The sequence below is a fragment of the Kitasatospora sp. NPDC052868 genome, assembly GCF_044547105.1.
In the GTDB taxonomy this organism is placed as follows: Bacteria; Actinomycetota; Actinomycetes; order Streptomycetales; family Streptomycetaceae; genus Kitasatospora.
The window spans coordinates 232,712-245,767 of record NZ_JBITZW010000002.1 but is presented as its reverse complement, the minus strand read 5'-3'; the positions used below and the strand labels follow the sequence as shown (position 1 = coordinate 245,767).

The following is a 13,056-nucleotide window of genomic DNA, read 5'->3' as shown; positions in this document are numbered from 1 at the left end:
GCCCCGGCCACCGAGACCCCGCCGGTGCCGGCGCAGCCCCCGGCCGACAACCCGGCCGGCCCTCCCGCCGACCCCGAAGGCACCCCCGAAGGCACCCCGGCCGGCCCTCCCGCCGACCCCACCGGCACCGCCGCCGCCCTGGAGGCGGGCCTGGTCGCCCCCCGCACCCGGCTGCCCGCACCCCGCCCGCGCGCCCTCGCCCTGGTCCTGCGCACCATCGGCCCGCTCGCCCTGCTCGGCGGCTGGGCCCTGGCCTCCGCCACCGGCGCGCTCACCCAGGACGTGCTCGCCTCGCCCGCCCAGGTCGCCGAGGCCGTCGGCGAGCTCTGGGGCAACGGCCAGCTCACCGACGCGCTCGCCGTCTCGCTCACCAGGGCCGGCCTCGGCCTGCTCCTCGGCGCCGCCACCGGCCTGGTGCTCGGCGTGGTCACCGGCTTCTTCCGACTGGGCGAGGAACTGCTGGACTCCGCCGTCCAGGTGCTGCGGACCGTGCCGTTCCTGGCGCTGGTGCCGCTGTTCATGGTCTGGTTCGGCATCACCGAGACGGCCAAGATCGCCCTGATCGGCGTCGCCACCAGCTTCCCGATGTACGTCTCCACCTCCGGCGGCGTCCGCAACTCCGACCGCAAGCTGATCGAGGCGATGCGCAGCTTCGGCCTCGGCCGCTGGGCGATCGTGCGCACCGTCGTCCTGCCCGGCGCGCTGCCCGCGCTGCTCTCCGGGCTCCGGCTGTCGATGACCCTCAGCGTGATCGCGCTGATCGCCGCCGAGGAGATCAACTCCACCGAGGGCATCGGCTACCTGATGGCCCAGGCCCAGAACTACTCGCGCACCGACATCCTCGCCGTCTGCATCCTGATCTACGGCCTGCTCGGCCTCACCGCCGACGGCGTCGTCCGGCTGCTGGAGCGGTTCCTGATGCCCTGGCGCAAGGCCACCCAAGGAGCAGCCCGATGACCACCCTCGCGACCCCCGCCGTGCACCTGCGCGGACTGCGCCGGGTGTTCGGCACCCGGGCCGTCCTCGACGGCGTCGACCTGTCCATCGCCCGCGGCGAGTTCGTCGCCCTGCTCGGTGCCAGCGGTACCGGCAAGACCACCCTGCTGCGGATCCTCGGCGCACTGGACAGGGCCGACGCCGGCACCGTCCTCGTCCCGCCGGTGCGGACGGTGGTCTTCCAGGAGCCCCGGCTGGTCCCGTCCAAGCGGGTGCTGGCCAATGTCACCGTCGGCCTGCCGCGCGGTGCGGCCACCCGGGAGACCGGGCTCGCCGCGCTCGCCGAGGTCGGCCTGGAGAAGCACGCCGAGGCCTGGCCGGCCACGCTGTCCGGCGGCGAGGCACAGCGGGTGGCGCTCGCCAGGGCGCTCGTCCGCGAGCCCCGGTTGCTGTTGCTCGACGAGCCGTTCGCCGCCCTGGACGCGCTCACCCGGCTGCGCATGCAGGACCTGGTCGGTGACCTCGTCCGCCGCCACCGGCCGGCCGTCCTGCTGGTCACCCACGACGTCGAGGAGGCCGTCCGGCTCGCCGACCGGGTCGCCGTCCTGCGGGACGGCCGGCTGGTCCGCGACGAGCACGTCACCGTCGACCGCCCCCGCGACCCGGCCGACCCGGCCTTCGCCGAGCTGCGCCGCCGCCTGCTCGCCGACCTCGGCGTCCACTGACCCCCTCCACCCGCCCCCGCCCGCCCCCGCTCGCCCCCCTGGAGATCCCCATGGCCATCACCCTCGGCGTCCACGCCAGCAACCCCTCGCTCTACTACCTCTCCCGCCTGACCTACCTGGACGAGGAGTTGGCCCCGCTCGGCGAGACCGGCGCGTTCCACCACTACACCGACGGCACCCGCACCGGTGAGCTGCTCGCCGACGGCACGATCGACTTCGGCGGCACCGGCTCGACCCCGCCGGTCACCGCCCAGGCCGCCGGCCACGACCTGGTGTACGCGGCGGTGTCCGCGCCCCGCCCCGACCACGGCGCCCTGCTGGTGCGCGCCGACGGACCGGTGCACGGCGTCGCCGACCTCAAGGGCGGCACCGTCGTCCTCGGCATCGGCTCCTGGCAGACCCACCTGCTCGCCAAGGCCCTGCACGCCGAGGGACTCTCCTACGCCGAGGACATCACCCCCGTACGGCCCGCGGCCGGCACCGACCCGGCGCAGCGGCTGCGCGACGGCGAGATCGCCGGCTGGATCGCCCAGGGCGCCGAACTCGCCGCCGCCCGCCGGACCGGAGGGTTCCGCGAACTGATCCGGACCGGCGACGTCATCACCGACCGCTCGGTGTTCTTCACCCGCCGAGGCTTCGCCACCGACCGACCCGAGGCGGTCGCCGCGATCGGCGCGGCGCTGCGCCGGGCGGACGCCTGGGTGGCCGCCAACCTCGCCGAGGCCGCCGCGATCGCCGCCGCCGACCTCGGCGGCTCGGCCGAGGACTGGCGGAGCGCGCTGGCCGGCCTGCCCTGGCGGCTGGAGCCCGCCACCGCCGCCTTCGTCGCCGAGCAGCAGGAGGCCGCGGACATCTTCCACGGGGTCGGCTTCATCGACCGCGCGCTGACCGTCGCCGACGCCCATCTGCCCGCCCTGGAGGCCCCGGTGGCCGCCGCGCTCGCCAAGGCGGTCTGACCCGATGGCCTCCGAATTCCTCTGGTACATCATCCCGCGCGAGGGCCACTACCCCTGGGAGCCGGCCGGCCGCCGCCCGGTCGACCTCCGCTACCTCCAGCAACTCGCCGGCAGCGTCGAGCGCCTGGGCTACACCGGTGCGCTGCTCGCGACGGACCTGTACGACGTCTGGGATCTCGGCAACGCGCTGGCCGCCGCCACCGGTCCGGCCTTCAAGCCGCTGCTGGCCGTCCACCCCGGGCTGATCTCGCCCACCCTGCTGGCCAAGATGGCGCTCAGCTTCGACCATCTGCACGGCGGCCGGCTGCGGTTCAACGTGGTCAACGGCTCCACCGCGCAACTGCGCGAGTACGGCCTGGACGTCGAGCACGACCACCGCTACCGGCTGAGCGCCGAGTACTGGTCGATCGTCAAGCGCCTCACCGCCGGCGAGGTCTTCGACCACAAGGGCGAGTTCTACGACCTGAGGAACGCCGGGGCGAGCCTGCGCGAGCTCACGCCCGTCCAGCCCGGCGGCATCCCGCTCTGGTTCGGCGGGAGTTCGGCGGCCGGCATCGAGATGGCCGCCGAGCACGTCGACGTCTACCTCACCTGGGGCGAACCGCCGCACCTGCTCCGGGAGAAGCTGGACCTGGTCCGCGAGCGCGCCGCCGCGTACGGGCGCAGCCTGCGGATCGGGCTGCGGCTGCACCTGATCGTCCGCGACACCGAGGACGAGGCCTGGGCCGCCGCCGACCGGCTGCTCGATGTCACCAGCGAGGCCACCTACGCCCGCCAGTTGGGCGACACCCGGAGCGAGGACGGGGTCGGCTGGCAGCGGCAGTTCCGCCAGCACGGCGGCAAGGTTCCGGCCCGCGCAAGGGAGTTGGAGAGCCACCCGAACCTCTGGCCCGGGATGAGCCTGTTCCGGCCCGGGCCCGGCACGGCGGTGGTCGGCTCGACCGCCCAGGTGGTCGAGCGCCTCCAGGAGTTCGAGTCGCTCGGGGTGGACACCTTCATCCTCTCCGGCAACCCGCTGCTGGAGGAGGCCCACCGCGTCGCCGAGACCGTCCTGCCGGCGCTGGGCGTCAACCGCCGCTGATCAGAGGGGCGTTGACCGTCACCAGTGGTGCGGCTGCCGGGTGCCGACCGCGGGTCGGGCACCCGGCAGCAGCGGGAACGGCACGGGGGAGGTCAGTGCCAGCCGATGGGCGAAGCGCGCCATGCTCCGAAGGATGATCATCCGCACGGGGACTCCCGAGGTCTCGAAGGACGTGTGCGGACGGTACAACGCCCCGAGGCCCCCGCAGGTCACGTGGTGCGGCCCGGGAGCTCCGGGCCGCACCACGTGACCGCCGGCTCAGCGGCTGAGCGTGTCGATCTCCGCCAGCTCCTCGGCGGTCAGCGGGCCGCCGTTCAGCGCGTCGATGTTCTGGTCCAGCTGGGCGACGCTGCTCGCCCCGATGATCACCGACACCACCCGCGGGTCGCGCAGCACCCAGGAGAGTGCCAGCTGCGCCAGCGTCTGCCCGCGCCGCTCGGCCACCTTGTTCAGCGACCGCAGCTGCTCCAGCTTCGAGCCGGTCAGCGCCTCCTCCCGCAGGAAGTGCCCGACCGACATCCGGGAGCCGGCCGGCACCTCGCCGGAGAGGTAGCGGTCGGTCAACAGGCCCTGGGCGAGCGGGGAGTACGCGATCAGGCTGGTCTGGGTGTCGCCGACGGCGTCCAGCACGCCCTCCTCGACGTACCGGTTGAGGATCGAGTAGGAGCACTGGTTCATCAGCACCGGCGTGCCCATGTCCCGCAGGATCGCGACGGCCTCCCGGTGCTGCTCCGCCGGGTAGTTGGAGATGCCCGCGTACAGCGCCTTGCCGGCGCGCACCGCCGAGTCCAGCGCACCCATCGTCTCCTCCAGCGGAGTCTCAGGGTCGTGGCGGTGCGAGTAGAAGACGTCCACGTAGTCCAGGCCCGTCCGGCCCAGCGACTGGTCCAGGCTGGCGAGCAGGTACTTGCGGCTGCCGCCGTCCCCGTAGGGGCCGGGCCACATGTCCCAGCCCGCCTTGGAGGCGATGAACAGCTCGTCCCGGTACGGGCGGAAGTCCTGCGCGAACAGGTAGCCGAAGTTGCGCTCGGCGCTGCCGTACGGCGGGCCGTAGTTGTTCGCCAGGTCGAAGTGGGTGATGCCCCGGTCGAAGGCGCGGCGCAGCACGGCCCGCTGCACCTCCAGCGGCTGGGCGTCACCGAAGTTGTGCCACAGGCCCAGCGAGACGGCGGGCAGCTGCACGCCACTGCGGCCGGCCCGGCGGAAGGTCATCGAGGCGTAGCGGTCATCCGCGGCGAGGTAGGTCATGTCGGACATCCTGCCAGCTGGGGGCGGCCCCGGGGAGGACCGAGCGCGGGCCCGCGGTATGGCGGTGCGCGGGGAGGACGTTACTCGCGCCCCGCCGCCACATGCAATACAGCGATGAAAACTTTCTGAAGCTGCGTCACTCTTTCCCTGCAAGTCCGGTGACCGATCCCGACTCGCCTGCGCCGCTCCACCCGCGGCCACCCCGCTCCGGCCGCCCTGCCGAGTGGTGGCCATCCGCCCGTGTCGGGCCGTCGACCTGCGGATATGCGGCGTTGGGCAGGCCGGTGCACTCGGGTCCGCGCGCGTCGAGGCGCCCTGCTCGGCCGGACTGCCCGGCCTGCTCCCGGCGGTGGTCGCCGCGATCGGGCCGGACGCAACTATTGACACCACTTCTCTGCAAAGTGCTCAATAGGCGACACAGTTGAACATCTTTCAACACGATGCGTGAGGAAAGGAGTCATCCGGGCCCGCCGCCGCGTTCGGCGCGGCTCACACCCACGCCTGCCCCGCGTCTCCCCGTACCGCGTCTCCCCGTACCGCGTCTCCTTGTGCCGGCACCGCGCTGTGTCGGCACTGTGCTGTGTCAGTACCGCACCGTGTCGGCGCGGCGCTGACCGGACCCGTGCTGTTCGGAACCGCCCTGTGCCATCGGCGCGATCCCCGCGCGCCTGCAGTGGCGGCAGAAGAGCCCGGGCGCAGGCGGGCGCGCCCCAGCCGGCCTCTCCCGGCTGACGCGACCTCAGCCGCCCGTCGGATCCGACGCGTTCGCGGCCATGTTCCACCCCCCCCACGGAAGGGCGGTCGAAGTCGACCGTCCTCGATACGAGGAACACCCCCACGAAAGGATCGATCGCGCATGCGTCGATTTCTTGCCTGTGCACTATCCGCCGTCCTCGCCTCGGCCGGCACCGCGATCGCGCTTCCCGGCGCGACCGCGATGGCGCAGCCGATGGCCGTGCAGCAGACGGCTGCGCCCTACGTGATCGAAGTCGAGAACATGTCGCTGACCAACTTCGCGACGGAGACGGTGAACCACACCTGGAACGGCAACACGGTCGACAACGTCACCTATGTCCGGGGCGTTTCAGGTCAGACCAGCACCGCCACCACGACGTTCAACGGCCCTGACGGCGCCTACGACCTCATCACGCGCTACAACGGCATGACCGCGAACGGGGTGACCTACCGGATCTCCGTGAACTCCACCCCCGTGGATTCCTGGGCGACCTCCCAGCGCAACGGCCGCGACTACACCGACCCGATGAACATCGACACCCGGACGTCGGGCAATGTGAGGCTCAAGGCCGGTGACGTCATCGAGCTGACGGCCACGTCGGCCGGCGAGGTGCCGCGCGTCGACCGGATCACCGTCCAGGCGCACGTGGGCCCGCCGACCAGCGCGCTGTCCATCGACTCGCCGAACGCGGCGCTGAAGGACGGCTTCAACTGGGGCAAGGACCGGGCCCTGGGCATGACGTTCTACCCGGGGAACCCGATGATGGGGCACGAACCCGAGTGGTGGCGCCTCCAGAACCCCGCGCACACGGCGGTGGCCCCCGGCTACTGGGGCGCCTACACCAACCGGGAGTCCTACTACAACCGGGACATCGCCCACCAGTCGGACGGCGCGCACGCCCTCGGTCTGGACGCCGAGACGTTCAACATGATGAAGACCTTCGCCGGCGACGCCGACGATCCGGGCCAGAACGGCTGGCCGCTGTGGGCGCACAGCTCCTCCGGCGCCATGTACTACATCGACGGCACCGGATTCCGTGAACTGCCCTCGCCGTTCAACCTGATGACCAAGGCGTACAAGCAGTACCAGTGGACGGGCAACGCGGACTGGATCAACGATCCGACCCTCTCCGCGTACTACGACTCGACGATGGGCCCGTTCCTGGCCGGCCATGAGGTCACCTGGAACGACGCGGACCCGTCGAGTGAGCAGCCGGTCTCCAGGAAGCAGCCCGGGGAGTACACGGCGACGTTCTTCGAGTTCCCGAACGAGAACCTCGTCTCCGCAGCCGACTCGCTCGGGTACCAGTACCAGTCGATGCTGGCCTACTCGGCGATCCTGAAGGCCAAGGGTGACACCGCCAACAGCACGAAGTGGGCCGACCGCGCCCAGCGGGTGCGCGACCAGTTCGAGCGGAACTGGTGGGACGCGTCGAACAACCGGTACATGCGCGGCAAGGACGCCGCCGGTACGGGCTACAGCAGTTGGGGGCACGAGGCCAGCTTCCTGATGATGCTGACGGGCCTGGGCGACCAGGGCGCCAGGACCAGTGGCTACCTGGACTTCATCGCCGCCAACGACGACGACCTGAACGTCGAGGCGACCTCCTACCTGCCGGAGATGTACTACCAGTACAACCGGTCCGAGGAGGGCTGGGGCTGGCTCAAGAAGCTGATGGCGGGTAGGAACTCCTACCCCGAGGTCTCCTTCCTGGCGGTCAGCAGCGTCATCGACGGCATGATGGGCGTGCAGCCGGACGCCCCGAACGACAAGGTGGCCACCGTCTCGCGGCTGACGGCCGAGACCCCGTGGGTGGAGATCGACCACCTCAAGGTCGGGGACAACGACCTGAAGCTCAAGCACAACGGTACGACCGGCTCCACGCTGACCAACAACTCCGGTGGCACCGTCAACTGGGAGGCCCAGTTCTACGGCACTCCCGCCACCATCACCGTGAACGGCGTCGCGCAGACGCCGCAGACCAAGTCGCTGTACGGCCAGACGGTGTCCTACGTGACCGTGCCGGTGGTCAGCGGCGCGTCCGTGACTGCGACCGCGGGGGCGGCGGGCGGCGACACCACGGCCCCCAGCGCGCCGACCGGCCTCACGGCGGGCAACGTGACGTCGAGCAGCGTCGGCCTGTCGTGGACGGCGTCGACCGACAACGTCGGCGTGACCGGCTACGACGTCTACCGCGGCACCACCCGCATCGGCTCCTCGACGGGCACCGGCTTCACCGCGACGGGGCTGTCGGCCTCGACGGCGTACACCTTCACGGTGAAGGCGGTCGACGCCGCGGGGAACGCCTCCGGGTCCAGCAACAGCGTCGCCGTCTCCACCGCCACCAGTGGAAACGGCCAGACGGTCGACCTGAGCGACCTCACCTGGAGCAACGCCAGCAGCGGCTCCGGCACGGTGCACAAGGACAGGAGTGTCGACTCCAACCCGATCAAGTTGAACGGCACGGCGTATCCGAAGGGGATCGGGACGCATGCCGACAGTGTGATCACCTACACGCTGGACGGCGGTTACTCGCGGTTCCAGTCGGATGTGGGCGTGGATGACGAGGTCGGTGCGAATGCGACGGTCAGGTTCGAGGTGTGGGGTGACGGGGTCAAGTTGTACGGCAGCCCGGCGGTGATGACGCCGTCGAGTGCGACCGCCTCGATCGATGTCGGTATCGCGGGTGTGAAGTCGCTGGTGCTGAAGGTGACGGATGCGGGCGACGGCATCAACAGCGACCACGCCGACTGGGCCGGAGCCAAGATCGTTGGGGGCTCCCAGGCGCCGACGGCCCTCAGCGAGCTGGACTGGACGGGTACCCCCACGATCGGGTGGGGCGCCGTGCACAAGGACAGGAGTGTCGACTCCAACCCGATCAAGTTGAACGGCACGGCGTATCCGAAGGGGATCGGGACGCATGCCGACAGTGTGATCACCTACACGCTGGACGGCGGCTACTCGCGGTTCCAGTCGGATGTGGGCGTGGATGACGAGGTCGGTGCGAATGCGACGGTCAGGTTCGAGGTGTGGGGTGACGGGGTCAAGTTGTACGGCAGCCCGGCGGTGATGACGCCGTCGAGTGCGACGGCGTCGATCGATGTCGGTATCGCGGGTGTGAAGTCGCTGGTGCTGAAGGTGACGGATGCGGGCGACGGCATCAACAGCGACCACGCCGACTGGGCCGGGGTCAAGCTGGTCCGGTAGTACCGATCCCATGCCGGCGGACCCCTTCAAGTGGCCCGCCGGCATGGGGCGTCCGGGCCTCGGGCCGTGTCCCGCCCCCGCGGTCGGTCAGGCGGTCGGCGCCGGGTGCACCCCCGAGGAGATCCAGGTTTCGACCCGGAGCACCGCCGCCATCGCGCCGAAGGCGAGCAGCCGGGTCAATGCGCCGTCACCCCCGTCCGTACCGCCCCCGTCCGTACCGTCTCCGCCCGTACCGCCCCCGTCGGCACCGCGTCCGTCGCCTGTTCGGCTTGCTCGGCGCGCCTCGGCAGCCCGCCAGGCGGCCACATCCCCGTCCGTGATCCGGTACGGGGCGAGCGCGGCCAGCAGTGCCAGCCGGGCCCCCGGGCGGTCGGGCTCCGGGAGGCCGGCCACCGCCGCGCCGGTCGGGTCGCCGCCGAGCTGCGGATGCCCGCCGTCCCAGTCGGCCACGGCGTCGATCACCGCGGCCCGGGCCGCGGGGTCCAGCAGTTCGCCGCCGGCCGTGGCGGCGGCGCGCAGGGCCAGGTAGGCGGTGCCGATCGGGCCCTCCCCGGCCCAGACGGGAGGCGGGCCGACCGGCGGGGGCCCGGCCAGAACGGCGAGGCCGGCTCCGGGTGCCGGGTTGCGCCGAGCAGCGGACCCGATGGTCAGGGCCGCGGCCCGTCGGACGTACTGCGAGCGGCGCACTGCGTTCGGCAGCAACGCCTCCTCGTCGAGCAGCGAGGTCACCATCCGGTTGATGAAGTGGGTGACCAGTGCCGTTCCGACGAACTCGGGGGTCTGCGCGGGCGGGAACGGCGGGGTGCTCGGGGCCGGGGCGCCGGGGGAGCGGGTGGCGGCCGCCCAGTCGAGCAGGGCGGCACGGCGCCGATCGGCGGGTGCCCGGCCGGCCCGGGCGGCTTCGGCCAGCTCGTGGGCGCCGGCGCCGTGCGCGAGCAGGGCGTGCGCCTCGGTACAGAACGGGCAGCGGTTGGCCAGCGAGACGGTGCTCGCCACGGCCTCCTTGTCCGCGCGTGCCGCGGTGCCGACGATCTCGGCCTCGCGCAGCAGCGCCCAGGTGGCGGCCAACACCTCGGGGGCGGGGGAGAGACCCATCAGCGGGCCGTCGGCGAGCAGGAAGTCCGCCTTCATCTGCGTGTAGACGGCGGCCACCTGGCCGGTGGCGGACTTCTGCGGGACGGGTGTGGTGTGGCGGTAGGGCCTGGGCATGCGGGTTCCCCTCCAGATGGCAAGGCCATGGACAGCATCGCAACTCCCCGTTGCGATACGCGATACGGTGAGCGTGCCACGCCCCTCGTCGTAACGCAACCAGGAGTTGCAATGCCGTCCGATTCCCCCGCGTCCGATTCCCGCACCTCCGAGCCCGACGCCTCCGAGCCCGACGCCGCCGAGCCGCAGGTGCCAGAGCCCCACCCGTCCGGCGCCGCGTCCGATCGCCGCGCGGTGGCGCGGCGGCCGGTGGTCGGGCGAGGGGAGAAGGTGCGGGCCGCGGTCCTGGAGGCGACGCTCGCCGAGCTCGCCGAGATGCGCTACGCCGCGCTCACCGTCGACGGGGTCGCCCGGCGGGCGGGCGTCCACAAGACCACGGTCTACCGGCGCTGGAGGGACCGGGACGCGCTGATCGTCGACGCCTTGACCGGGCAGCTCGCGGCGGACATCCCGATCCCCGACACCGGCACGGTCGAGGGCGACCTACGGGCCCTCGCCCGCGGCCTGGCCGCGTGGCTGGGTGGGCCGTCCGGCGCGGCGGTGCTCGCCGTGATGCTGTCGGAGGCCGTCCAGGCTCCCGGGGTCGCCGAAGCCCGGGCGCGGATCTTCGAGGACCGGCTGCGCCGCGCCGAGCCGGTGGTCGTACGGGCCGTCGGGCGCGGCGAACTGCCCGCCGGGGTCGATCCGGCCGAGGTCGTCAAGGCCCTGGCCGCGCCGCTCTACTTCCGGGTGCTGATCACCGCCGAGCCGGTCGACGACGCGGCGGCCGACCGGGCCGTCGCCGCCGCCCTCGCGGCCGCCCGGCACGGCGCGTTCGGCTGACGCGCCGTCGACCGGCCGACCCGGGGTGCTGGGCACTGTGGCGAAAGGGCCCGTGCCACCACTCGGCACGGGCCCTTCGCATCGCCGTGGCCGGTCACATGTGGGTGCCGCCGTCGATCCGGATCTCGGTGCCGGTGATGAAGGCGCCGTCGTCCGAGGCGAGCATGGCGATCACGCCGGCCACCGTCTCGGGGCCGGCGAAGCCCTGGCCGAGGGCGGGGGAGAGCTTGCCGAGCAGGCTGAAGTCGGCGTCCGTGGGCAGGCCCGGGTTGTTGGTCATGCCGCTGTCGATGCTGCCCGGCGCCACGCAGGCCGCGCGCAGGCCCTGCTTGGCGTACTCGGCCGCGATCGCGTGGGTGAAGGACTGGATGCCGCCCTTGGTCGCGGCGTACGCGGCCATGTAGGGGTGGGCGAAGGTCGCGGAGGTGGAGCTGAAGTTGACCACCACCCCCCGGCCGCCGGCGAGCAGGGCGGGCAGCGCCTCCCGGGTCATCAGGAAGGTGCCGGTCAGGTTGACCGCGAGCAGCTTGTTCCAGAACTCCAGGCTGGTCTTGTGGGTGTGCGAGGAGCGCAGGATGCCGGCCGCGTTCACCAGGACGTCCAGGCCGCCGAGCCCGGCCACCGCCTCGGCCACGGCCGCGCGGACGGCGGCCTCGTCGGAGACGTCCAGCACCGTGACGGCGAGCCGGTCGGCGGTGCCGTCGGCGTGCGCGCGGTCCAGGGTGTTCTTGAGGCCGTCCTCGTTGACGTCCGCCGCGACGACCCGGCCGCCCTCGGCGAGGATCCGGTGCACGGTGGCCTGGCCGATGCCCGAGCCGCCGCCGGTGATCAGGACGTTCCGTCCGCTGAAGCGCTCCATGGTGGTACTCCGTTTCGTTCGCGGCCTCTCGACCTCGACTGACACGGTACGCCTAAGTGGCACAACGTGCCAATAAGTCATGACGTGCCATTCCGGCGCAACGTGTCACCTGGCGTTCCCGTGTCACCTGGCGCCCCGTGCCACGTGGCGTTCCATGCCGCCTGGGCGCAACGTGCCAGACCGGCGCGTCGCGCCACCTGGCGTTCCATGCCGCCCGGCGCAACGTGCCATTCCGGCGCAACGTGCCACCTGGGCGCAACGTGCCAGACCGGCGCGCCGCGCCACCCCGCCGACCCCGCCTTCCTGGCATGACGTGCCCAGATGGCACGTTGCGCCATCACGGCGCGCAGCCGCGTAGGCTGATCTCCGTGACCGGACGCCCCACCCTGAACCAGCGCCGCCGTGACGACACCCGGCTGGAGATCGCCCGCACCGCAGCCGCGCTCTTCGCCGAGCGCGGGGCCGAGGCGACCACCGCCGAGGAGATCGCCGTCACCTCCGGCATCTCGCTGCGCACCTTCTACCGCTACTTCCGGGTCAAGGAGGAGGCCGTCGCCCCGCTGCTGGCGGCCGGCGGGCGCCGCTGGGTGCTGCTGTTCGCCGAGAGCTCGGCCGATCTGCCGGTGCGCGAGGCCCTGGAGCGCTCCGCGGTGGAGTCCCTCACGCCGGTCGACGACCAGGCGATCGAGGCCATGCACTGGACCCGCGACCTGCTGCGGGACGCCAGGCTGGACGCGGTCTGGCAGCGGGTGCACGGCGACTCGGAGGAGCGGCTGCGCGCGGTGCTCACCGCCCGCTGCCCCCGGGGGACCGACCAGCTGGAGATCCGGCTGGCGGCCGCCGCCGCGACCGTCGCCATCCGGGTGGCCCTGGAGGAGTGGGCGTTCTCGGACGCCCCCGCCGCCGGCCCGGGCTCCCCGCAGGAGCTCGGCGCCCGCTGCATGCGCGAACTCACCGCCGGCCTCCGCCTCTGGACCCTGATCGGCTGAGGCCCGCCGCCCGCACGCCGACCGGGCAGGGCCTACCGCCCGCACGCCGACCGGGCAGGGCCCGCCGCCCGCCGTGCCGGTGCCTGACGCTCCGTCCGCGGCCCGCTCGCCGCGGACGGAGCGTCAGGTGCGAGTGCCCGCTCCCGCCCCGCTCCCTGTGACGCTCCCCACGTCACCCCCGACTCCCGGCCCCCGACCCCCGACTCCCGGCCCCGTAGTTCGATCCCCGCTGGTCGGCGGGTCCGGACGGCCGCTTCGGAGCGCTAGGGTTGGTTGGTTGTTGATCGT

The 13,056-nt window shown here is 72.6% G+C and carries 10 protein-coding genes; 7 read left to right on the top strand and 3 right to left on the bottom strand.

Annotated features, from left to right (window positions below):
• The first annotated feature begins 138 nt into the window (after positions 1–138).
• From ACIGZJ_RS04725 to ACIGZJ_RS04710, 4 genes are read left to right on the top strand one after another with little or no spacing between them, the layout of a single operon-like run.
• Complete coding sequence (locus ACIGZJ_RS04725) at positions 139–957, top strand: ABC transporter permease (protein WP_396456228.1); 819 nt, start codon at positions 139–141, stop codon at positions 955–957.
• Positions 954–1,661, top strand: coding sequence for an ABC transporter ATP-binding protein (locus tag ACIGZJ_RS04720; protein WP_396455927.1), 708 nt, complete (start codon positions 954–956; stop codon positions 1,659–1,661). Before ACIGZJ_RS04725 ends, ACIGZJ_RS04720 begins: the two co-directional genes overlap by 4 nt.
• A 50-nt stretch (positions 1,662–1,711) precedes the next feature.
• Entirely contained in the window at positions 1,712–2,617 is a 906-nt protein-coding gene (locus tag ACIGZJ_RS04715; RefSeq protein ID WP_396455926.1) for an ABC transporter substrate-binding protein, read from the top strand.
• Positions 2,618–2,621: 4 nt separating this feature from the next.
• Positions 2,622–3,698 (top strand): LLM class flavin-dependent oxidoreductase, encoded by a 1,077-nt coding sequence (locus ACIGZJ_RS04710; protein WP_396455925.1) that lies wholly within the window; start codon positions 2,622–2,624, stop codon positions 3,696–3,698.
• 258 nt (positions 3,699–3,956) lie between these two features.
• On the opposite strand, the gene ACIGZJ_RS04705 is transcribed toward ACIGZJ_RS04710, so the two are convergent.
• Positions 3,957–4,946 (bottom strand): aldo/keto reductase, encoded by a 990-nt coding sequence (locus ACIGZJ_RS04705; RefSeq protein ID WP_396455924.1) that lies wholly within the window; start codon positions 4,944–4,946, stop codon positions 3,957–3,959.
• Between the two features lie 856 nt (positions 4,947–5,802).
• Here ACIGZJ_RS04705 and ACIGZJ_RS04700 point away from each other — a divergent pair.
• Positions 5,803–8,889, top strand: a complete 3,087-nt coding sequence (locus tag ACIGZJ_RS04700) for an NPCBM/NEW2 domain-containing protein (protein WP_396455923.1) — start codon at positions 5,803–5,805, stop codon at positions 8,887–8,889.
• Between the two features lie 87 nt (positions 8,890–8,976).
• Here the strand turns inward: ACIGZJ_RS04700 and ACIGZJ_RS04695 are convergent, their stop codons facing one another.
• Positions 8,977–10,098: a DNA-binding protein gene (locus ACIGZJ_RS04695; RefSeq protein ID WP_396455922.1), complete on the bottom strand. Its 1,122-nt coding sequence runs from the start codon at positions 10,096–10,098 to the stop codon at positions 8,977–8,979.
• A gap of 111 nt (positions 10,099–10,209) precedes the next feature.
• Here ACIGZJ_RS04695 and ACIGZJ_RS04690 point away from each other — a divergent pair, with 111 nt between their 5' ends.
• Positions 10,210–10,920: a TetR/AcrR family transcriptional regulator gene (locus ACIGZJ_RS04690; RefSeq protein WP_396455921.1), complete on the top strand. Its 711-nt coding sequence runs from the start codon at positions 10,210–10,212 to the stop codon at positions 10,918–10,920.
• A gap of 94 nt (positions 10,921–11,014) precedes the next feature.
• On the opposite strand, the gene ACIGZJ_RS04685 is transcribed toward ACIGZJ_RS04690, so the two are convergent.
• Positions 11,015–11,779, bottom strand: a complete 765-nt coding sequence (locus ACIGZJ_RS04685; protein ID WP_396455920.1) for an SDR family NAD(P)-dependent oxidoreductase — start codon at positions 11,777–11,779, stop codon at positions 11,015–11,017.
• Positions 11,780–12,141: 362 nt separating this feature from the next.
• On the opposite strand from ACIGZJ_RS04685, the gene ACIGZJ_RS04680 reads away from it, so the two are divergent.
• A complete protein-coding gene (locus ACIGZJ_RS04680) occupies positions 12,142–12,768 on the top strand; it encodes a TetR/AcrR family transcriptional regulator (protein WP_396456227.1) in 627 nt (208 codons plus the stop codon).
• Positions 12,769–13,056 lie beyond the last annotated feature (288 nt).

Bases quoted from the DNA above. Each gene is read 5' to 3' on its own strand.
- ACIGZJ_RS04690 (WP_396455921.1), top strand. From the start codon at position 10,210: ATGCCGTCCGATTCCCCCGCGTCCGATTCCCGCACCTCCGAGCCCGAC.
- ACIGZJ_RS04685 (WP_396455920.1), bottom strand. From the start codon at position 11,779: ATGGAGCGCTTCAGCGGACGGAACGTCCTGATCACCGGCGGCGGCTCG.
- ACIGZJ_RS04700 (WP_396455923.1), top strand. From the start codon at position 5,803: ATGCGTCGATTTCTTGCCTGTGCACTATCCGCCGTCCTCGCCTCGGCC.
- ACIGZJ_RS04715 (WP_396455926.1), top strand. From the start codon at position 1,712: ATGGCCATCACCCTCGGCGTCCACGCCAGCAACCCCTCGCTCTACTAC.
- ACIGZJ_RS04710 (WP_396455925.1), top strand. From the start codon at position 2,622: ATGGCCTCCGAATTCCTCTGGTACATCATCCCGCGCGAGGGCCACTAC.
- ACIGZJ_RS04695 (WP_396455922.1), bottom strand. From the start codon at position 10,098: ATGCCCAGGCCCTACCGCCACACCACACCCGTCCCGCAGAAGTCCGCC.
- ACIGZJ_RS04720 (WP_396455927.1), top strand. From the start codon at position 954: ATGACCACCCTCGCGACCCCCGCCGTGCACCTGCGCGGACTGCGCCGG.
- ACIGZJ_RS04705 (WP_396455924.1), bottom strand. From the start codon at position 4,946: ATGACCTACCTCGCCGCGGATGACCGCTACGCCTCGATGACCTTCCGC.